This window comes from Vibrio proteolyticus NBRC 13287 (assembly GCF_000467125.1).
Lineage (GTDB): Bacteria > Pseudomonadota > Gammaproteobacteria > Enterobacterales > Vibrionaceae > Vibrio > Vibrio proteolyticus.
On the sequence record NZ_BATJ01000023.1, the window covers coordinates 20281 to 41694 of the forward strand.

General features: G+C 47.1%; 21 protein-coding genes. 13 read left to right on the forward strand and 8 right to left on the reverse strand.

All coding sequences use genetic code 11. The annotated features are described in order from the left end of the window. Nucleotides 1-394 precede the first annotated feature (394 nt). The 5 genes from VPR01S_RS19395 to VPR01S_RS19415 all read right to left on the reverse strand — a co-directional run bounded on the left by VPR01S_RS19395 (nucleotide 395) and on the right by VPR01S_RS19415 (nucleotide 4795). Nucleotides 395-1261 (reverse strand): hypothetical protein, encoded by an 867-nt coding sequence (locus tag VPR01S_RS19395; RefSeq protein ID WP_021707078.1) that lies wholly within the window; start codon nucleotides 1259-1261, stop codon nucleotides 395-397. Nucleotides 1262-1435: 174 nt separating this feature from the next. Beyond that, nucleotides 1436-1927 carry a hypothetical protein gene (locus VPR01S_RS19400; RefSeq protein WP_021707079.1) on the reverse strand — a complete coding sequence of 164 codons (492 nt, stop codon included), beginning with the start codon at nucleotides 1925-1927 and terminating at the stop codon, nucleotides 1436-1438. Nucleotides 1928-1937: 10 nt separating this feature from the next. After that, on the reverse strand, nucleotides 1938-2513 hold the full coding sequence (locus VPR01S_RS19405; protein ID WP_021707080.1) for an imm11 family protein: 576 nt from the start codon (nucleotides 2511-2513) through the stop codon (nucleotides 1938-1940). A 14-nt stretch (nucleotides 2514-2527) separates the two neighbouring features. Continuing rightward, complete coding sequence (locus tag VPR01S_RS19410) at nucleotides 2528-3274, reverse strand: AHH domain-containing protein (protein WP_021707081.1); 747 nt, start codon at nucleotides 3272-3274, stop codon at nucleotides 2528-2530. Nucleotides 3275-3283: 9 nt separating this feature from the next. After that, nucleotides 3284-4795 (reverse strand): PAAR-like domain-containing protein, encoded by a 1512-nt coding sequence (locus VPR01S_RS19415; protein ID WP_021707082.1) that lies wholly within the window; start codon nucleotides 4793-4795, stop codon nucleotides 3284-3286. A gap of 393 nt (nucleotides 4796-5188) precedes the next feature. Here VPR01S_RS19415 and VPR01S_RS19420 point away from each other — a divergent pair, with 393 nt between their 5' ends. The 3 genes from VPR01S_RS19420 to VPR01S_RS22955 all read left to right on the forward strand — a co-directional run bounded on the left by VPR01S_RS19420 (nucleotide 5189) and on the right by VPR01S_RS22955 (nucleotide 9486). After that, the gene (locus VPR01S_RS19420; RefSeq protein ID WP_245580804.1) at nucleotides 5189-7015 is read left to right on the forward strand and encodes a tetratricopeptide repeat-containing diguanylate cyclase; all 1827 of its coding nucleotides are present in this window, start codon (nucleotides 5189-5191) and stop codon (nucleotides 7013-7015) included. Nucleotides 7016-7173: 158 nt separating this feature from the next. After that, a complete protein-coding gene (locus VPR01S_RS19425; protein ID WP_021707084.1) occupies nucleotides 7174-8922 on the forward strand; it encodes a M4 family metallopeptidase in 1749 nt (582 codons plus the stop codon). A 336-nt stretch (nucleotides 8923-9258) separates the two neighbouring features. Further along, nucleotides 9259-9486 (forward strand): hypothetical protein, encoded by a 228-nt coding sequence (locus VPR01S_RS22955; RefSeq protein WP_021707085.1) that lies wholly within the window; start codon nucleotides 9259-9261, stop codon nucleotides 9484-9486. A gap of 103 nt (nucleotides 9487-9589) precedes the next feature. Here the strand turns inward: VPR01S_RS22955 and VPR01S_RS19435 are convergent, their stop codons facing one another. Then, the gene (locus VPR01S_RS19435; RefSeq protein WP_021707086.1) at nucleotides 9590-10183 is read right to left on the reverse strand and encodes a cysteine dioxygenase; all 594 of its coding nucleotides are present in this window, start codon (nucleotides 10181-10183) and stop codon (nucleotides 9590-9592) included. A 237-nt stretch (nucleotides 10184-10420) separates the two neighbouring features. Then, nucleotides 10421-10933, reverse strand: coding sequence for a superoxide dismutase family protein (locus VPR01S_RS19440; protein ID WP_021707087.1), 513 nt, complete (start codon nucleotides 10931-10933; stop codon nucleotides 10421-10423). A gap of 304 nt (nucleotides 10934-11237) precedes the next feature. Between VPR01S_RS19440 and VPR01S_RS23090 the strand changes: the two genes are divergently transcribed. The 5 genes from VPR01S_RS23090 to ushA all read left to right on the forward strand — a co-directional run bounded on the left by VPR01S_RS23090 (nucleotide 11238) and on the right by ushA (nucleotide 16090). Then, nucleotides 11238-11393, forward strand: coding sequence for a DUF5993 family protein (locus tag VPR01S_RS23090; RefSeq protein ID WP_040903170.1), 156 nt, complete (start codon nucleotides 11238-11240; stop codon nucleotides 11391-11393). Between the two features lie 11 nt (nucleotides 11394-11404). Next, nucleotides 11405-11944, forward strand: coding sequence for a disulfide bond formation protein B (locus VPR01S_RS19450; RefSeq protein ID WP_021707088.1), 540 nt, complete (start codon nucleotides 11405-11407; stop codon nucleotides 11942-11944). Nucleotides 11945-12242: 298 nt separating this feature from the next. Then, nucleotides 12243-13613, forward strand: a complete 1371-nt coding sequence (locus tag VPR01S_RS19455; RefSeq protein ID WP_021707089.1) for a Na+/H+ antiporter NhaC family protein — start codon at nucleotides 12243-12245, stop codon at nucleotides 13611-13613. A 229-nt stretch (nucleotides 13614-13842) separates the two neighbouring features. Then, on the forward strand, nucleotides 13843-14061 hold the full coding sequence (locus VPR01S_RS19460; protein WP_040903173.1) for a hypothetical protein: 219 nt from the start codon (nucleotides 13843-13845) through the stop codon (nucleotides 14059-14061). 334 nt (nucleotides 14062-14395) lie between these two features. Beyond that, nucleotides 14396-16090, forward strand: a complete 1695-nt coding sequence (gene ushA, locus VPR01S_RS19465) for a bifunctional UDP-sugar hydrolase/5'-nucleotidase UshA (RefSeq protein ID WP_021707091.1) — start codon at nucleotides 14396-14398, stop codon at nucleotides 16088-16090. A gap of 64 nt (nucleotides 16091-16154) precedes the next feature. On the opposite strand, the gene VPR01S_RS19470 is transcribed toward ushA, so the two are convergent. Then, nucleotides 16155-16403, reverse strand: a complete 249-nt coding sequence (locus tag VPR01S_RS19470; RefSeq protein WP_021707092.1) for a DUF1289 domain-containing protein — start codon at nucleotides 16401-16403, stop codon at nucleotides 16155-16157. A gap of 179 nt (nucleotides 16404-16582) precedes the next feature. Between VPR01S_RS19470 and VPR01S_RS19475 the strand changes: the two genes are divergently transcribed. The 5 genes from VPR01S_RS19475 to VPR01S_RS19495 all read left to right on the forward strand — a co-directional run bounded on the left by VPR01S_RS19475 (nucleotide 16583) and on the right by VPR01S_RS19495 (nucleotide 21379). Further along, nucleotides 16583-17026, forward strand: coding sequence for an META domain-containing protein (locus tag VPR01S_RS19475; protein ID WP_021707093.1), 444 nt, complete (start codon nucleotides 16583-16585; stop codon nucleotides 17024-17026). 262 nt (nucleotides 17027-17288) lie between these two features. Beyond that, nucleotides 17289-18443 carry an ABC transporter substrate-binding protein gene (locus VPR01S_RS19480; protein ID WP_021707094.1) on the forward strand — a complete coding sequence of 385 codons (1155 nt, stop codon included), beginning with the start codon at nucleotides 17289-17291 and terminating at the stop codon, nucleotides 18441-18443. A gap of 6 nt (nucleotides 18444-18449) precedes the next feature. Further along, nucleotides 18450-20159 carry an ABC transporter permease gene (locus VPR01S_RS19485; RefSeq protein ID WP_021707095.1) on the forward strand — a complete coding sequence of 570 codons (1710 nt, stop codon included), beginning with the start codon at nucleotides 18450-18452 and terminating at the stop codon, nucleotides 20157-20159. Next, nucleotides 20125-20772: an ATP-binding cassette domain-containing protein gene (locus VPR01S_RS19490; RefSeq protein WP_021707096.1), complete on the forward strand. Its 648-nt coding sequence runs from the start codon at nucleotides 20125-20127 to the stop codon at nucleotides 20770-20772. The genes VPR01S_RS19485 and VPR01S_RS19490 overlap by 35 nt, the downstream gene beginning before the upstream one ends. Beyond that, nucleotides 20765-21379 (forward strand): CDP-alcohol phosphatidyltransferase family protein, encoded by a 615-nt coding sequence (locus tag VPR01S_RS19495; protein WP_021707097.1) that lies wholly within the window; start codon nucleotides 20765-20767, stop codon nucleotides 21377-21379. The genes VPR01S_RS19490 and VPR01S_RS19495 overlap by 8 nt, the downstream gene beginning before the upstream one ends. The last annotated feature ends 35 nt before the right edge of the window (nucleotides 21380-21414 follow it).

Here is a 21414-nt window from a genome sequence, read left to right on the forward strand (position 1 = left end):
AAAATCTATGAATACTTCGACATTTATTAGATTCACAATAAAGATGCGTGATAAAAGCAAAATGAGAAATGCGCGTGAACACGCATTTAAGTAGGCATGCGAGAAAACCATTCGACTATTAGCTTACGTAGATATACGTAAGCCATTTGACATACATATAGTATCTACTTGTTTTAATTTAATTAAATACAAATTGAAATAGAGATATAGCGGAGTAATACGTAGTGCAAACTGATGAGTAGTTTATTAATGATTTTTTAAGAAAGTGTGAAGTTGGGTAGCGACAATGTCTAACATACATTCAACTTGAACAAACCAACATGCTGACATCAAGTCACAGAAACCACCTGATATCAGCACGTAAATGTCATAAAATCACATAAAAACATTTAAATCAAACAGATATATGATCAACACACTCAGCAAAGTCTTCTTCATCTTTATCTCTTAAGAATGTAGCAATTTCTTGCAGGGGTAACTCATAACCTTTTTGAATTAAAGATCGAATAGCCTCCACATGTTCTTCATTTATATCATGTTCAAAAATTATAAATTCCCAAGGAAAGTCGGATATAGTACTTTGCGACGGAGTACCATCCAACCAAGAAATAAAAACAATAGGTTGCTCTGAAAAAACAAGACTCAGTAAAGAGCCATATTCGGAAAGCTCACTTTCATCTGAAAATTTTTGATTGATATCCAAGCCTTTATCTACAATCTTTTTAAATGCAGCTTTACCCAACTCTTCTTCATAGTGCTCGTTGTATACAAGCCATGCCGCCGCCTCAGATAAAGCAGAAGAATCAAAATCAAAATTACCCACCAAATAATCAAAGATCTTATATTCCTCTTTATAGCCAGAAAAAGCACTAATCAAGAATTTATTTTGATCTATTTTACCGCCGACATCCAAAATCCCCTTTATAAAATAAAAATGAGCATCAAAACACAAGTAATGAATTTCATTTGGATCGGATATCAATAAAGTTCCATCAGAATCTTGCTCTGCAATCAGCTTAAACAATGGATTTTCAGATTGTAAAGGATTAAATGAGCTTATTTTATTGTATGCAAGCCTATATAAGTCATAATCAGAAATAATTTTTTGACTTCTAAGAGATCGTAAACTCGCTATATTATCTTTATCATTCCATATTTTCCTAATATAATGATCTTTATTTTTTAAAAACAGAGAATTTATATCATCGGTAGCTTTACCATGCACTAAACAATCAATACCTTCGTAAGTTAATATATCCATTTAGCCCCACGTAAACACTTAATAATTACATTTAGCTCATAATACTATGGCAATCATATAGCCATGATAAAACAACTCAATTATGTAGAGAAAGTTAAATGTCCATACTACTTAGTGAAGTAGTAATATTTTTTAATACAATACATCATTCAAAAAAGCGCCTTTCGGCGCTTTTTACACATCTCTTACCCAAACATCTTTTACATGTTTTTTTAATAAATCTATTACACTTTGGTGAATAAATATTAATCCATAGTCTTCTTCGAGTTTAAAAATCAAACGTTGTTCTAATGGGATACTTTCTAGTTTTGAAAAATCGAACTCTGTCGATTCAACATCAATCCAATTTAGTTTACCGTACTGTTTTTCATGATCAGTAAGTTTGTAAGTCTGATGAATATAAGGCATGCGATAGTCTTCATATACCTTAATTTGATCATCTGAAGGCTGACTTGGAGAGCAATCCACACGGGCATCCAACCATTCCACACCATGCTGTACTAGCTGCTCTATCTGTGATGCAATATCACTAATAATGAACAGCTTTGGGGAAAAAGTCATTTCTAAAAGTAAATCAGGTTCTACTGGAACTATTGGTGTTGGGGTTTGCTGAAATGGGAAAATAGTAAAATTTTGCTTTGACAATAATATATATTGATCTTTCATCGCGTAAACCTCAGAATTTTGGTGCTATGTCTTTTATATTAAACTTGGACTTTCTCAACCCATTAAACTTTGATTCAAAAGCTACTACATCAAATAACTCTTCACAAAAAAACATTGCCGTTTCAATGCCACTAACTCTAAACACCACTCGTTTATTCAAAGGTATATTTTTTAGTTTATCCTCAGAAATATATAAAGAGTGAACAATTTTCTTACCACTTCTTGGTGAAATTTCAATATCAGATTTACTTTCGTCAATCACATCAATAACATTATTCACTGCTAATAAGTATCTTTTCTCTATATTTCCATCATATAACTTCAACTTGGATGGGTAAAATTCCACACCATATGGGTCAAAGCTCATAACCTTTTCAGCAAACTCTTCACTTACAGATAGATCACCAGAATCAACAATAGGACTAACATTTTTTATACTTCCACCCTCTAGATCTTCCCAAACTATGGGATATTTCGCAGACGTTGGATAATAATTATTAGTGCTGTATAAAGACTCCCTATGATCGACAGGTGTTAAGTTAACTTTAGATGTGAAGTAGTTTTCAGTGATTATCGATAAGTTCATGTCTTATAATCCATTCATTTTTGTTCTTTGACTGTTTTCAGCCTATTCCCAATATAACAAAATTTTTTTACTTTACTTTTTTTAGGAGCATTATCCAAAGGTCCAAAATGTTTTCTTTTAGTTCTGGCTCCTGGTTCTTGACAGTCTTCACAACCACTAGCACCTTTCGCAAAATGTTTACCCCTATGTATTAGAAGTAGTTTATCTCTACTAATTTCCCCCAAGATCTCAATTGATAAGTCATCTAAAGTTTCAGAGTATTCTTCTTTATTAGTTTTACATGTTAAACCTTTAAGAGCTCTAGCAAGTTTAACTCCAACTATCTTATGATAACCATTTAATACATCGATAACACCAATATCATCTTCCAATATTTTCTGCTTGTGAGTATCACTTTCTTTACTAGCTTCAGTTTCGAGCTCACCTCTCAACCCTGAAATAGACATCCCAAGTGACTTTTCGTAATGAGTAATAATGGCTTCGTCTTTGTGCCCAGATTTGTGTAACGGAATTCGATAGTGACAAGAAATCCTATCTTCCATTGGAAGAATAACTAGATTCCATGTATGATTCACATCATAACCTTTATACGTAATTTGTTTTCTTCGATAGCTTGATAATCTTCTTGTAGCTTCACAAGATATAATATGATGTGATGCAACCGCTCTACTCATGAAGTTCAGAGGATGTTTTCTTTTGACTGCAGAGTCCCTCAAGCTTCTCGAGCGAACATACCTACCTTCATTTTCTCTAATTCCCATAAATTGATCCTATTTCATTTTGAGGGCTTCTGAGCATTGACCTTGGCTCTTTCCCGCGATACGCCGGCAAATTTTGCAACGTATAGGCTTATTATCTTTCTTCTCACTTGTTTTATCGTCACTCTTTCCAGATTGGGCTGACTTTCCAGTATCATGTTTAACTTTTGCCGGATACGTTTTCTCACTCTTTCCTAATATCCGTGCGAACAGATCATCAAATTCTCCCATGGCTTCTTTCAGCTTATCCGGCACCATTTTATCGATGATTTTCACTTCATCGGCTAGCTTTAGGAAATATGCACCAAGCTCATCAGCTCCCATACGATTAGCGTAAGAAGCCAACTCTGTCGCAACTTCAATACATGGTTTGAGTACATCTGAAATAATATCACTGGCTTGTTTTGCGTAGTCCATCCAATCAAGAGTGCGCAAAAACTTTTCTGGATCGCCTTTTCCTAAGCCTCGTAATACTGCTAAAAGAGAGTCTTTCGAGGTTGCTTTACCGCCTTTCATAGCAACTTTACAAGTCCCTTTAACAGCACTGCCAAATGTTGGAATGCACCCTATCAAGGTCAATGAAAGAGCCAACCAATTTTCTGGTTTATCTCGTTCCTCTTCACTTAGCAGAGTCATCACGTTTGCAGACAAATCGCGTACGTCCGCAACCTGGTCAACTACTGGAATCATCGTCAACGCCGTGTTGGCTATAATCTGCTCAACGGATGCGTCATCGTTGAAATCTCCCAGAATGACTCCCCATATCCAACTCGCGGCACCCGACATGCGTTTCCAGGCATTCTCCCAAAAACCTACTTCTCCTCGCTTCGCTTCCTCAATGATAAGTTGAGCATTGGCATTCGGGTTGAAATTAGGGTTAGTTTGCGTCGGTTCATTTGGCGTAAACTCACGGCTGTCTTCACCATATTCAACCGAGAACTCACCTGGCGCCACACCACTTACTGTTGCTTTACCTGAGTTGTCTAACTTGCCCTCAAAAACACCACCATCTTGGTCCGTGAGCTTGTATGTAGCCCCCTGGACAGGGTCGCCGTCCGAATAGGAAAGGAAGAGGTCTACCGTATACGTACCTTCCTGATCTTCCGTTACCGTTACAGACGGGTTCTGAGCGCCTCCCAAACACATGGTGTTGGCTTTGTTCATGGTCATCTGATCAGAGAGGCGGCAAACGCCTTTGCCTTCGATTTTGACGGTAGGAGAGGCGGAGATAAACTCTGCTTCAGATTCAATGGTGCCGGATGCTACGCCTTTTTTGTCACCGCCTGCGTCACCCGTACTTTTGGCAAATTTACTGCCTTTAATTGCAATGCTGTTGCCACCGTCTGCAGCTACGGTGGTGGAACCGTCTGCCAGATCGGCGGATTTTGCGTTGTTTCCGTACGGAATAGGGACAACCGAGTTGCCCACCGTTGTCAGGCACACATCCGGCAACGTCGCATTGGCTTCGCCCCCAGACCCTTTGTGCACGACACTCAAGCCGTTTGCGTTGATCGTAACACCCATAGTGACTCTCGATATTAGTATTAGAAATAGACTGATAAAATATACCAAGAGTCATTGGCTACTATCTCACCAAAACCTTAGTCTTTTTAACTAATTATCCAGTGAATATGTAGATTGCATATTGCCAAGAGAAAAGCGACAACAAAGACTGGAAGTAAGATCTCAAAAACCAATCTTAAGATTGAAAATCGAGTATTTTGAACTGGAATCTTGATGGAATTTTAATAGCCCCCTGTCTGTTTTATTATCAATGGCTGTCAAATATGTTTATAAGAATGTTAAACTGTTCTCCCTTTGCTCTCTGTTGAGTTTTTACTCTTTTAGTCTGCTATGTCTCTCAAGTTTCCGACCGTTGCGACCTTAGGTTTTGTTCTGCTCATCAGTGGCATAACAATGGCGACTGCACAGCCTCGTTACAGCTATCTGAACGATCTGGTAGACGAGAGTGAGCAGCCCATGCTCGATTTTTATTACGAAACCATGTGTCACCCCGGCAGTATCAAAGCGGGTCAACTCGTGTTACCCGAAGACGCCTCTCCAAACGAAAAAGCGTTGTACTATTTTGGTCTGAAAAATCTTCAACGTTATGAAGGGTTAAGGAATGTTCATACCCCCAATTTAGTTGCATTGGGTGAGCAGGTTGAGATGCCTTGGATCGTCGCTGAAGCCAAGCTGAACCGAGCGATTGATTTGATTGATTCTGATCTGCTTCTCGAAGGTCAGGTCTTGTTGCACGAAGTGGTCAGTATTGCCAACGGAATCGGCTATAAGCGTTTGGCGGGTCGGGCGTACCGATGGCTCGGGAACGCCAAAATTCAGCGGTCCGATATCATTTCCAGCCTGCGCTACTACAAGAAAGCGTTTAGTCTTGTGACTGAAGTGGGTGACAGTTTTCAGTCGACGATGACACTGAACAACATTGCGACGGTGTACATGCAGTCAGAAGATTGGGAAAGCGCCCGAGACTATGTTGAGCGCGCGCTGAAGCTCTATCACAGTCACAACTATGGCAACAGTCTGTTTGAAGCCGTGATGAACTCCAACGCCAGCACAATCTATTTCGCGCTCAACGATGTCGACAAAGCCAAACAGTTTATGGCACTGGCACAAAAAGAGGCGGAGAAAACCGGCTCGAAAAAAGTGAAATACACTACGCTCTCCAATTTATCCCAATTACTCAGCGGTGTTGGTCAGGCCGACGAAGCGCTGGCCATCGGTCAACAATGCCTGGCTTTAGATACCGATGGAAAAGACCTTCCACTGCAAATCGCAGGATGCTTCCAGGCGTTAGCCAAGGCCTACCTGGTCAAGCAGAATTACAACGAAAGCATTTACTACGGCATTAAAGTGGTCGACATTTTGCACCAGTCGGAAACCCGCGAGGTGGCTTGGGAAATGGAGGTGTTGGGCATTCTGATTGACGCTTATGAGGGCAAACAGGACTATCAAAACGCGTTGCTCTACTTTCGTCAACAAGACAATATTCGCCGCGATTATTACAAAGACGCCTACGGTCAAGAGCTTTTAAGCGAAAAAAACGCGCTGGAAAAGCAGCTAAATCAGCGGGATCTGGCACTACTGGAAGCCAAGAACCAGCTTCAGGAAGAAAAACTGAATGCGCAACGCACCCGGGAAATTCTTTACCTGGCATTGTTTGCTCTGGTTATCTACGTTGCCGCCAAGCGACTGTTTAAAATGAAACGCATAAATCGCGAGTTAGAGAATGAAAACACTCGTGATTCACTGACTAAACTGAACAACCGGCGCTATCTGGAAAAATGGCTGAAAGCTTTTCACGCCAAACCATTTGAACATCCATATGCACTGGCTGTCATCGATATCGATTTCTTCAAAGGTGTCAACGATCAGTATGGACACGAAGCCGGAGACAAGGTGCTTCAGGGTGTCGCGAAAGCACTAAAAAATGCCATACGCCCCGAAGACGTATTAGTTCGTTGGGGCGGTGAAGAGTTTGTCTTACTGCTGCAAAGCAAAGACAAATGGCAAACGGCTAAAACTCTCGAAAGATTGCGCTCTGCTGTCGCGTCCGAAATTATTGAACTCGAGGATGAATCCATCAAAGTGACCATCTCTCTTGGCGCGGCAAGCGTGAAAGCCTCAGAGCTGAAAGTGTCCTGGAAAGCTCTGTTCTCCAACGCCGATAGTGCGTTGTACAAAGCGAAAAACAACGGCAGAAACCGATTTGAAATCAGTGACTAAGTACAGGATACACAATCCGTTCCACCGGCCTGAGAAAAAACCGACGCTATTGGCTACTTGAGGGCATGGATATGCCCCACTACACTTATCTCGTCGTCAGTTGAAATACAACCGAGTGCATTCACCGCCAGAGTGAAGTGATGACAGGGAGAGAGCCGATGCGCCTCAAGTCCGTTGCATTCGCCATAATGGCGACAGTTTCAAGCACCATTTATGCATTACCTTCCAGTGCCCCCAGTCGTATTCAGATTCACCATAATCCGGCCAAATCATTCACCCTGCCAGTTGATGTGCACCCTATCAAGATGGTTAACCTCGCAAAGCCCGGTCATCAAGCTAAACGTTATCAGCAATTTGTTGGCCTAGCTGAAGTATGGGGCGCACAGCTCACGACAATCACCACAGCAAGCGGGCAAACGCTGTTCGTCATCGGTAAACATTATCCCGGCATTATGGCGACCAATGACGTACGAATAAGCGCCGCCGCGGCCAAAGGGATTGCCATGATGAAAGTCGGAGGCAAAGGCACATGGAAGGTCACACTCGCTTTACATCCTCGTGACGGCCGCTATTTTTATATCACAGAAAATCGCCGTGATGACAGCCGTTGGATCCATTGGATCGATGCCGACACAGGCGTGATAAATAATGCTTACAATGCCCTAACCACCGGCAGTGGGATTGGAGTCTGGGGACAATCGCGAGATTTATCAGGACTGACGGATTACAACCGGGGACGCTTCGAAATGACCGCGCCAAGACTGTCAACTTACGACGCCGGCGGGAAAACACGCCTGCCCGGTTCAATCGCCACAGACGATGACGACCTCTGGGACAGAGCCGGACGCACATCCCCGGGACAAGCCGCTCTGGTGGACGCACACTATTATGCGCATCTTGCAGACAAGTACTTCCTCACTCACTTTAATTTTGACTGGCTCGACTATTATCCTCAGGGCATCCGTTCGTCAGCGCACGTCAAGCGGAACTACAACAACGCTTTCTGGAATGGCAGTCAAATGGCTTATGGTGACGGAGACGGGATCTCATTTACCAATATGTCCGGAGATCTGGATGTCGTCGGGCATGAACTGGCACATGGTATTACCGAAGCGACCAGTAACCTTATCTACCAGAACGAATCTGGTGCGCTCAATGAAGCGTTCTCCGATATCATGGGCACCAGCCTGGAATTTGCCAACAACAGCGGTAACTGGACCATAGGCGAAGACATCATGCTTTATGACGATGGAATCCGGAACATGGCAGATCCTAATGCTGACGGCGACCCGTCACACTATGCGCAGCGCTACACAGGCAGCGGTGACAATGGCGGTGTCCACATTAACAGTGGCATTATCAACCACTGGTTTTACCTACTCTCTGAGGGCGGAGTGAACGCTAATCCAGATTTTCAAGGACAAGGGGTGATTGGCGTTGGCCAGCAAACCGCCGTTGAACTGGTTTACGATGCGTTTACCTCACTTACGCCGGATGCCCGGTTCTGTGATGCAAGAGCAGCCACTTTGGCCTTTGCCGACGACGCTATCCTGACATCAGTGATTGAAGCGTGGGCCGAAGTCGGACTGGATGAAACGCAGTGTGGGGGCGGCAACGAATCGCAGGAAAACAACACCGACGGCCCCCTTATTTCATCCGTCGGTAGTGAAAAACTCAAAGGTGTAAAATTCCGGATTTTCTGGACCACCGATGTCGCGTCAACCACTGAGGTCACTTTCACCTGTTGCGGGAGCTATGTCAATTCTGCGCTAACCACCACCCATTCCTACTCGTTCAACGGTTCAAAGGGGGCCACATACCAATATTTCGTTACCTCTCGCCGGTACGATACAGCAGGCAATGAAATTGGAGCGACCACTGCCGGACCGTTTACCCACCAGAACTAAATACTCCGACCTGACTTAAGCCAGCCTTTCGCTGGCTTTTTCTTACATCGGTTGCAGGTATTTTGGTCACGATAACCGATTTTGTCGAACCCGACTCACACCCTCAGTATGCACTCACTTGAAACTGTATAAATATACAGTTATTGTTTGCGGTAAATCCCGTGATGAGGTGACGTGATGAGAGATTTTAAGGCACGCGACATCAATGGCGATGTGCACATTAATGACCAATCAACCAAGTATAAATTATTGATTCAATGCAATATAGAAGAGTTACTACAGGAGGAAAGACAACGTCGAGACAATTTGCGTAGAGAGAGAAAAAGGAAAAACAGCTTGCTGGTTAAACTGTTCTGCGCCTGCATTGCCGCTCTGTCATTAGCCGCATTGTGGTACTTCGCCGAAGGTCAAATGAACGCCGTAACTCTGCTGCTCGGTTTTGCCTCCATTATGATCGGTTTCACCACGATCATCAAAGCGGAGCAGCCGACAGAGTTTGAACGCCGCCAGCTTGATACATTGCATGAAATCCACATGATTCTGCGTGATCGCGGTGTGCGCTGATTAAAACGGCAGTCCCTGAGGACCGCCGTTTTTTCTATGCCAGTCGAGCAAAATTAGTCTTCTACCCTTTGCCGCCTAGAACAGATTGATTTATCTATTATTTTCATATCTCATAAAACCAGGAGTCATGCTGAAGATCCAACAACTCAGCCGTCCCGCTTTCGAGTTGATAGAGATAAAACTGCTTCAGGGGCGGAGAGTAGATGTGTAACGTCACTAAGGGTTCATCCCCACCTTGTAAGTTGGATATCTGATGAATATCACTGTCGTGACTGACTGTCACTTCACCGCTTGGATAGTGATTCGACTGAGTGGCGTAAATATGGCCATTCGCTGCTGGCTTAAACAAGGTTTCTGTCGCCTGACCATGCAATACTTTAACCCCGCAAGCACTGCCAATGTGATCATGTATTTTACTCCGTTGACCATTGAGCCAACTCAAGATCAATACTTCACAATGATCATTGCGAAAAAGACGTCGCCTCGAATATGTTTCCTGATCAAACTGTGCCAGTTGTTTGATCTCATCACCGTTCAGTTCGACTTTTTCCAGCATAAAGCGAATGGTCGCCAGAGACAACGGTTTGTCAGCCAGTTCTACCTGAGCCAGGAGTTCCTGGTAGTTGAAACGGTAGTCTGCATCCAGTAATGCGGTTAAAGCCGGTGCCGTCTGATGTTGTGTAGTTGAAGGTTGCATCGTGATCTCCTAACGTTTTGTTTTATTCGTTATTGTTATTTCTTATGCCCATTTGACACAGTTAGTAGACCACTTTCTCACGTGTTCGGCTTATGTCAGTGTTGAATTCAGTGAACAGAGTCACGACTTAACACGTAATTAACAACTATCTAACTTGCATTTCACCTTTGAACCAAAAAACAAAAAGCCCCTGACTAACAGACGGTTAGTCAGGGGCTTGCGACCGAAACAGAGCAGCTACTTGATAACCCCGCAAATCACTCTGGCACCGCCACCACCAAGCGGGTTTGGGCTGTCAGAATGATTATCACCACCAGCGTGAATCATCAACGCTCTCCCCGGCAAGTCAGCCAGTTCGACACGCGGCGCCATCACCGGCTGGACGACATCGCCATTCGAATCCGCGTAAATCGGCGGCAAATCCCCGAGGTGGTTGTTGTCACCCCATGGCGTGCCGTGCTGTCCGGTATTTGCGGGATCGTAGTGCCCTCCGGCCGCTCCCCCTAGCACTGTTTTATCGTCTTTGGTACTGGTGTCACAAGACGGATTAACATGAATGTGAAAACCATGCAGACCTGGGGTCAAACCTTTCAATGCAGGCGTGAACACACTGCCATACTGATTTTGGGAGATTTCAATCGTACCGGCGCTTTTCCCGGTGGCCAAATCCGTCATATCAACCGTCAAATCGGCCGCCAGTGCTGACGTAGAGAAGACAGAGAAAGCGATGAGCAGAAGCTTGTTGTTCATTATCATTGTCCTTTTGTTAGCGAATGCCACCTAAATATGTAGCATCCGATCCGTCAGTTCTGCAAAAAATCATCACTATTCAATGCTGTATTCGGCGTTATACACCATACTCTCGATATGGAATCACGATGGCGGTTAGACCGCGCACCACGCACCACATCCTTGATTCCCAGACATGAAGCAATCTCACGTTGCATATTTGCCACTCGTTTATGGGCTGCATTATCCCCAGATCCACTACAGACGAGTGCAAATACTTGCCTATAGTTAACAATAATTATCACTTACCTGTAAGGTCACTATCATGATGAGTTTGCTTTTCCTCTTGTTGTTCATCGCTATGCTCTGTGCGTTCTGCAACAAAAAGTCGCTTGGTTACGCGGTTTTCACACTTTCTGTGATTGCCGGCCTATATTGGTTCCACCACCACGCCACCGATGCATTAGCCATCTTGCTGTAAGGAGCATCAGAATGAATCGAACTCACGTCACGCTGCTAAATACGCTCGGTTTGCTTGGCATTACCGTCGTATTGATGATTGGCTTCGTACTCCAGTTTGCCTGGAACGAACTGCCCTGCCCGCTGTGCTTGTTGCAGCGTATCGGCTTCGCCATGGTTATGTTTGGTTTCCTTTTGAATGTGGTTTATGGTCCGCAGCAAAAACATTACGGGGTGATACTGATTGGCGCTCTGTTCGGTGCCGCGACGGCATTAAGACAAGTCTCATTGCATGTTATTCCCGGCACCCCGGGCTACGGCAGTCCGATTTTTGGCATGCACTATTACACCTGGGCATTCGTGCTGTTCGCTGCCACTATTTTGGCCGTCGCCCTGTTATTGATGATGTGGAAAGAGGAGTGGCAAGACGCCCGCTATCACATGAGCACTGTGGGTCGATTTGTTTGCCTGCTGGCTCTGGCGGCCGTCGCTCTGAACGTCATTGCCACCTTTGCAGAATGCGGTCCGTATCAGTGCCCGGATAACCCGATAAGCTACTGGATATTCAGTTAACTTTTTGGCCACTTTCTGCGCGGGCAAAAGGGGTTACTCAGGTTGTGAATGGCGAAAGCATGAATGAACCGCTGTCCGCCCAACACGTCAGGCATCAGACTCATTCCGAGTAATCAAGATGACTTCCTTTGCGGCCTGCCCTGCAGATCGGCAGGCCGCTCTGCGTAGAATCAGGCATACGCGCCTGACTGAATAAGGACATTTAAAAGTCTGGGCGTTTAGACGTCCAAAAGTTGACTTTCGACGCACATCACATTACTCTGCGCTCCTGTTCTCTATAACGATAAGTTGTCGCGTCATGCAAAACACAACATCCCGCTCGTCACACACAACTTCTTCCGCTCTGGCGTTATTACCGCTGGGCGTTTTTCTGTCGCTGTTTATTGGCGTTGGAACTTACCTGACATTTCAAGGTGTCGACTTTGCCTTTTATCAGTTGCCCACGCCGATTGCGACGCTGCCGGCCATCATCATCGCGCTACTGCTGAGTAAAGAGTCTCTCAATCGAGCCATCGAACAATTTCTGCGTGGTGTGGGTCACCAAGACATTATTGCGATGTGCATGATTTACCTGCTGGCCGGAGCCTTTGCCGCCGTTGCCAAAGCCTCAGGTGGCGTCGACGCAACCGTCAACCTCGGTTTGTCCCTGCTACCGACCAGCATGATCCTGCCAGGGATTTTTCTTATTTCGGCCTTTATCGCCACTGCCATGGGGACATCAATGGGCACCATCGCCGCCGTTGCTCCTGTCGCGCTGGGGATCGCCCAGTCGGCCGGCATGAGCCTGCCTCTGACCGCGGGAGTGGTGCTAAGCGGTGCGATGTTTGGCGACAACCTGTCTATCATCTCAGACACAACCATCGCAGCCACCCGTTCGCAGGGCTGCGAAATGAAAGATAAGTTCCGTGAGAACATTCGCATCGCCTTACCAGCGGCGATCTTCGCGTTGGTGTTGTTTGCGTTCAGCAGCAGTGCCACACAAACACCAGATACAACCCCAATCGAATGGCTGAAAATTCTGCCTTACCTGACGATTTTGATTCTGGCCGTGTCCGGGCTGAATGTGTTTGTGGTGTTGTCGGTCGGCATTATGCTCGCCGGTGGTGTGAGCTTGCTCTCCGTTGATCAGTACACATTGACCGATCTGGGTAAAGACATTTATACCGGCTTTGGTAACATGCAGGAAATTTTCCTGCTCTCCATGCTTATTGGTGGCTTAAGTGAGCTGATGCGTCAACAAGGTGGCCTCACGTTCCTGACTCAACTGGTCAGTCGCATCATTAATGTATTTGGTGCAAAACATTCGGCTCATGCAAATTCACGCGCCAGCGAAATGGGCATTGCGGGCCTAGTTTGTCTGACCAACACCTGCACTGCCAACAACACCGTCGCTATCATTGTGTCCGGCAGCGTTGCCCGCCAACTGGCAGAGGAAAACGATGTCAGTGCGCGTCGTTCAGCCAGTTTACTGGATATTTTCTCCTGCGTAACTCAAGGTGTACTGCCTTACGGCGCTCAGGTGCTGCTGCTCGGATCTGTATTCGGTTTATCACCATTGCAGGTAGTTGCTAACTCATACTATTGCTTTCTACTGGCGTTTGCAGCGTTGGTCGCTATTTTCCTCAAGCATCCTGCGCGTAAAACCGCTGCATTAGCGGAGTCTCAATAGCGCTGATCTGGTGTGTTTTCTCCCCACTCCCAAAAACCACCGCTCGCGGTGGTTTTCTTTTTGTCAGGCATAGTCAACACCGCTTACTCCATGATTCACCAATCATTTCCAACATAACATTACATTTGGCTATAAAAAGGACACATTTTGAGCAATAAATGGAATTTGACACCAACAAATTAGACTTCTAAGGTTTTTTATTAGTCCCACAACCATGGAGGTCATCAAAGTGAAACGCGCCAGTAACAGTTATCGTCTTCAGCTGATCAAAGAGGTCGCCACCCGACGGCAACAGCAGCTCTCTCATGACCCCATGGCAGACTACATCCACCAGCTTCTTGAAAATCGCCCTCAGTTCGAACATCACACAGAGCAACATCGTTTTGCCGGTAATCATTTTGATGAACACGCTGGAGGCTGGGTCAGTGACAAGTGGGGGCTGAAGTAAGCCCTCTCACAATTAAGACTGACCGCAAAAATTCATCGGCCCGACATAAAAATGTCGGGCTTTTTCGTTGGATTAGCTCAGTTTGTTGGCAACAAAGGCTGTTGCTATCACGATATGTAATCAAATGCTATTAACTACGGCACACTCTTACTCTAATTGATGGTTTTAACAATACAATTTAACTAAATATGTTTGATCAGGGGCATGTCTGATAATTCTGAAATTTAATTGCAATTACATGCTCTTATTTCACACATAGATCACAGCAACTTCATATTTCTTCATTATATTTGCCCGCCTGAAGCCCAAAAACCAAAAATAAAAGGAATTTCATATGAAATTGTATAAATCAGCGCTGGCGCTCTCCGTCGGTCTGGCATTGGCTGGTTGTAACGACAGCGACAACGATAGCCAGGTTGAATGCCAAATTGCGTCACCGTGTACGCAATTTACAATCATGCACACCAACGATAACCATGGCCGTTTTTGGGAAAACGACGATGGCGAATATGGTATGGCAGCACGTAAAACCCTGGTAGATTCCATCCGTGAAGAAGTCGAAGACAAAGGCGGCTACTCATTGTTGCTGTCTGGCGGCGACATCAATACCGGTGTACCAGAATCGGATTTGCAAGATGCCGAGCCTGACTTTATCGGCATGAGTGATATCGGCTATGACGCAATGGCGGTTGGTAACCACGAGTTCGATAACCCGCTCAGCGTATTGGACAAACAGCGTGACTGGGCTGACTTCCCGATGCTGGCCGCCAACATCTATAAAGCCGACGGCAGCCGCTATTTCGAACCTTATAAAGTGTTCACGCTGGGTGACTTACGTATTGCCGTTGTCGGCCTGACCACGGAAGACACTGCGAAAATCGGTAACCCGGAATACATCTCTGAACTCACTTTCACTGACCCTAAAGAAGAGATTAAAAAGGTTATCGCCGAAATCGAGAAAAACGACGAAGCGGATCTGGTTATCGCTACCACTCATATGGGTCACTATGCAAATGGTCAACACGGTTCGAATGCACCCGGTGACGTGGCGCTGGCTAAAGCTCTAGAGGAAGGTCAGCTCGCAGCCGTGATTGGTGGGCACTCTCAAAACCCTGTGTGTATGGAAGTCGATGGGTCTGGCTACGATGCCGACTTTGAGCCTGGCGACGATTGCAAACCGGATCAGCAAAACGGAACCTGGATCATGCAGGCCCATGAATGGGGTAAATACGTGGGTCGCGCGGATTTCGAATACGCCAATGACGAACTCCACCTACTGAGCTACAAACTCATTCCGGTCAATCTGACCAAGGAACTGGATGACGGCTCTCGCGAACTGATCGGTGACAAGATCGAACCTAACCTACCGCTGAAAGAAAAACTGCAAGTGTATCAAGACGCAGGCCAGGATAAGCTGGATGAAGTCATCGCAAGTTCAGACGGTAAACTGGAAGGTGACCGCAGCGTAGTACGGAATCAGCAGACCAACCTGGGACAACTAATTGCTGTTGCCCACAAAGAAAAAGTCTCCGCAGATTTTGCCGTCATGAACTCCGGTGGCGTGCGCGATTCTATTGCGGCAGGCGACATCACATACCGTGACGTGTTAACGGTACAGCCTTTTGGCAACCAAGTGACCTACAGTGAGATGACGGGAGCAGAGATCAAAGATTACCTTGGCACGGTCGCCACAATGCAAGTGGGTTCGGGCGCCTACGCACAATTGACCGGCCTGACCATGACCGTCGACTGTATGGCCAACACCGTTGATATTTCCGATATCAACGGTAAGGGCTTTAGCGACACAGCCACCTACTCCTTTACCGTACCAAGCTTCAATGCGGCCGGTGGTGACGGTTACCCTGAGCTGGATCCGGTTCAAACTGGTTATGTGGATGCCGATGTCCTTTACGGCTTCCTGAAGAGTAAGGGCTCTATCGCCGTAGGCGACTACACGCCTCCAGCAACCGTAACTTACACCAACACGGAAGATCCGTTGGCTAATGGCTGCTTGATCACTACGCCTTAACCGGGATCAATCGGTAAACAATCAAAAAGCCAGCGCAACTAGCTCTGGCTTTTTACATCTGAACTTAAAACAGATCCCGTTGCGGACTTTCCGGTTCCACCGGTGATTGAGGTGTCAGTTTCCCCTGGCGGACTTTGCGTAAATAACGTTGTCGACACAATTTAATAATGTGCTGTTTTTCCGCCACGGTGTAGCTCAGCCAGTTAAAGCGCTCTTCCCTTTTGCGCATACATCCCTGACAGTAACCTTTATCGTCAACCGTACATACACCAACACAGGGGCTGGGTACATCGAAGAAATCCAGCTGTTCCATGCCTATTCTACCTTCCTCATCTGCTGACTTTACATTATGCCAAAGCGTCACAATTGTCACTTTTTCGCTCAATTTAACCGTACGCCTCTAACGACAAACTGACAAAATTTGCAGGTTGTTTTCTATACTTAAGCTTTTGATGCGCCGTCCTCACTGTTGGCAAATTAAGGAGTCTTATTATGAAGCTTAGTGTCACCACTCTGCTGGCTGGTATACCGCTAGCGTTACTTTCCGTCGGCTGCAGTATGTATTCAGGCAGTGCCGACCTCACCCCGCAGGATCTCCAGCATCACAACTGGGAGCTGATTCAGGTCGATGGTCAGGCGATTACTCAAGGTGATCGACAGCGCATGCCACGCCTTGAAGTGGGTGAAAAAATGACGGTCAATGGTAATGCTGGCTGCAATAATTTTTTCGGCCAGGGTGAACTCAAAGACAACCAGTTTCGGGTCGATAAAATCGGCATGACCATGAAATCCTGCTCTAGTGAGGCGATGCAGATCGAACAGGCGGTGGCCGAAACATTATCAACCTGGAGCACGATCACTCTGACCAAAGAACATCTGATTCTGCGTGATGATAACCATGAATTAACCTATCGACTGCGAGATTGGGTTAACTAAACCGCCCTTCCTTCTTAACGAGCGGCATGCATGCCGCTCGTTTTACGACCACGCATTTTTTTCTTATGCGATGTAAGAATCTCCAGCCTTATCCGGTCATAACTAGCAAGCAATAAAAGTCTTGTGGCAGAAGTTGTTACGTTAAGAGTGGGTGAAATCACACAAGCGTCAACGACCAGCACGGTTGAGGTTGATAGTCCCTGCCCAACGATTACTATTTCTTATACAACACTCCATCATCAGAGCTTCAAACGGAATAATTATGAAACAACTGCTCACCACCGTCGCCGCAGTCGCCGCAGTCGCCACTGCCTTCTCACTGTCAGCGGAACCGCTAGACTGGAAACAAGTAGAGCAACAGGCCGAAGGACAAACCGTCTATTTTCATGCCTGGGGAGGCAGCCAGGAAATTAACCGTTACATCCAATGGGCAGGTGCACAGTTGCAACAGCAATACGGTGTCACGTTGAACCACGTTAAAGTCACCGATATCGCTGAGACCACCACACGTCTCATCGCTGAAAAAGTAGCAGGTAAAAACGACAAGGGCAGCGTCGATTTGGTCTGGATTAATGGTGAAAACTTCAAGTCTATGAAAGACAATCAACTGCTGCTTGGGCCGTTCACACACTCTTTGCCCAATTGGCAATACGTTGACCAAGGCCTGCCGATCGATGCGGATTTTTCTGAACCAACAGAAGGGTTAGAAGCGCCATGGGGAGTGGGCCAACTGGTGTTCATTCACGACCAAGAGACACTCAACAACCCGCCGCACTCCTACGCTGAGCTGCTCAGCTACGCTCAAGCCTACCCGAACCGGGTGACTTACCCCAAGCCGCCAGAGTTTCATGGCACCAGTTTCCTCAAATCATTACTGATTGAACTGACTGACAATGATCCCCAGCTCGAGCAACCGGTCAGCGAAGGCGACTTTGCCGCCGTGACCGCGCCACTTTGGCGTTATCTGGATCAGTTCCACAAAGTGGCCTGGCGGGGTGGAAAACAATTCCCTGCCGGTACGGCCGAAATGATTCAGTTGCTGGATGACGGTCAACTGGATTTAGCCATCACATTCAATCCTAACGCCGTCTATTCAGCACAGGCCTCCGGTAAACTGGCCTCTTCCACCAAAGCGTATGCTTTTGATACCGGTGCCCTCTCCAATATTCACTTTCTGGCCATTCCCTGGAACGCGAATGCGAAATCCGGCGCTTTGGTCACCATCAACTTTCTACTCAGCCCACAGGCTCAGTCACGTAAAGGGGATCTGAACATTTGGGGCGATCCTTCGGTACTAAGCAAACAATACCTGACAGGCAGCGCCAAACAGACACAACAATTCAAATCGGTTTCAGAGCCCCACCCAAGCTGGCAATCTGCTATCGAAAAAGAGTGGCAAAAGCGCTACGGAAGCTGATTTGAAATGCTAAGAACCCTGTATCTGCTCATCGTTGTCGGCTGTATTGTTCCGACGATTCCGGGACTACTCGGTGTGCTGGCATCGTCACTGGGCTACCTTCCACCGCTGGACATGCAGACGATCAGTCTGACGGGCTTTCGCCAGGTGTTCGAATGGCAAGGCGTCTGGCACTCTATCGGCTTGACCCTGTACTCATCGGTGATCAGCAGTTATCTGGCGTGTGTGCTTACATTTGCGATCCTGCAAGCCAGTTGGGGGACGCGCTTCTGGCGCAGAGTCGAGTTGATGTTGTCCCCGCTCTTAGCCATGCCGCACGTGGCATTTGCTATCGGATTTGCCTTTTTGTTTGCTCCGACAGGGCTGGGGGCGCGTTGGCTGCATGAACTGATTGGATACGACCCCAATGCGCGTTCTGTCGACGCGCTGGCGCTGCTGGTTAACGATCCGCACGCCCTGGGGCTGATTGTAATGCTGGCGCTGAAAGAAGTGCCCTTTTTATTGTTGATGAGTATTCCCATCGTACAACAACTGAATGTCTCACAAGTTACCAAAGTCAGCGCGTCATTGGGGTACAGTCGCAACGCCATGTGGTGGAAGTGCCTGTTACCACAGTGGTTGAACAAACTGCGCTTTCCTATGCTGGCGGTCATGGCGTACAGCCTGTCGGTGGTGGACGTTGCGCTGATCATCGGCCCGACGAATCCCCCCACATTCGCCGTGTTGGTGTGGCAATGGTTCAGTGATCCGGATCTGACACTGCTCCCGCGAGCGGCCGCGGGTGCCGTGGTATTGTTTGCCCTCGCGGCACTGGTGATTGGCCTTGCACGCATGGTGGAATGGCTGCTCACACGCGGCATTCGCCGCTGGCAATGGTCTGGTCGAAGTGGTATTTCTCTGGCTGGGCGTTCGCTGTTTAGTGTGATCCTGTTCATCAGCCTGATGATGATACCATTGTTAACGCTATGGAGCTTTGCGCAGCGCTGGCGTTTCCCGGATGTACTGCCCAGCAGTTATACTCCGCGCTTCTGGCAGTACGAATGGCAGTCGGTTGCCAGCACCGTGCAACAAAGCCTGCTGCTGGCGTTGGTGTCAGCCACCGTCGCACTGGTCTTTGCACTTCTGGCCCATGAGTACCGGATCCGGTATCGAATGCAGATACCGGGATACATCATCGCCGTGCCGATGCTTCTCCCGCAGCTGTCCATATTATTCGGCCTTCAGATCATGACGCTGTATCTTCATGACAGTGCACATTGGTTTTGGGTTTGCTGGGCACACCTCTTTTTTGCATTCCCTTATGTCTATTTGTCACTGGATGGCCCTTGGCGAAGCTATGATCACAACCTGACCCGAGTATCACTCAGCTTGGGTCAATCGCCCCTGCGTACCTGGTGGCGGGTTAAAATGCCGCTGCTACTGCCCGCCATTGTTTTTGCCTGGGTGATCGGAATCAGCGTCAGCCTGGCACAATATCTGCCGACGCTGATGCTTGGCGCAGGCCGGATCCGCACCATCACCACCGAAGCGGTGGCGTTGTCGAGTGGCTTCGATCGCCGTGTTACCGCCATTTACGCCCTCTGGCAAGCGGCGTTGCCGCTGCTGTTTTTTGCTTTTGCGATCACCATTAGCCGTTTACAAGCTAAATATCGCCATTTATCGATTAAAGGTCTGTTGCCGAATGAGTCTTTGTCTAGAAAACCTCGCCATTCATAAACACAATGGAGAGGCACTGTTTTCTTCCCTCTCCTTACAGATAGAAAAAGGGGGCATTGTGACGCTGATGGGCCCGAGCGGTTGCGGAAAATCCACCCTGCTTGACGCGATTGCCGGACACTTATCGGAGGAGTTTCGTCTTACTGGCAGCATTCTGCTGGATGATCGCCCACTCAACGCACTGCCAGCCCACAAACGTCAGGTAGGAATCCTGTTTCAGGATGATCTATTGTTCCCGCATTTAAATATCTGGGAGAATCTGGCGTTTGCCCTGCCCGATGCCATTAAAGGCCGCGAGCGCAAAGAGCGCGCGCTGGATGCGCTCAAAAATATCCACCTGACGAAATTGGCTCAATCCTATCCGGACCAGATTTCCGGAGGTCAGCGAGCACGCATCAGCCTGACCCGAATGCTGCTCGCCCAGCCACTGGTCGCATTGCTTGATGAACCGTTCAGCAAGCTCGACAAAGCGCTGCGAAGCCAGTTTCGTGACTGGGTAATGGCGCAATTGCAATCGGCCAATATTCCCGCGCTGATGGTCACGCACGATGAGGCCGATGTTCCGCCGGGCAGCCAGGTATTGCGCTGGCCTTGGGAGGTGAACCATGCTTGATCGCCTGAGTATAAAACTGATCCGCAAGCCGCTGTCTGCCACTGCCGGCGTCATAGATAAAATGGGCCTGAGTGCCAATCAGGTCACGCTGCTGGGTTTCGTTGTCGGTTGCTTTGCCCTACCGGCACTGCTCAATCAGCAATACCTGCTGGCACTGGTGTTTATCCTCATCAATCGGGTTTGCGATGGATTGGACGGTGCACTGGCAAGAATCCAGGGCATCACGGATGCTGGTGGGTTTCTCGATATCAGTCTGGATTTCTTATTTTATTCGTTGATCCCGTTTGGCTTTGTGCTTGCAAGCCCGGAGCACAATGCTGTCGCCGGTGCATTTCTGATCTTCGCGTTTATCGGCACTGGCAGCAGCTTTCTCGCGTTTGCGGTCATGGCCGGGAAACGCGGCATTGAAAACCCGATCTACAAAAATAAATCGCTTTACTATATGAGCGGACTGACCGAAGGAACCGAAACCATCGCCTGTTTCATTCTGTTCTGTCTCTTTCCTGCCCATTTCGCCACCATTGCCTACACGTTTGGCGCCATGTGCTGGTTTACCACACTGACGCGTATTTATTCTGGCTTTCATACTCTGACCAACAACAAATAGGCTCTGTCGCAGGCGGAATTGATCGTCGTCAAACA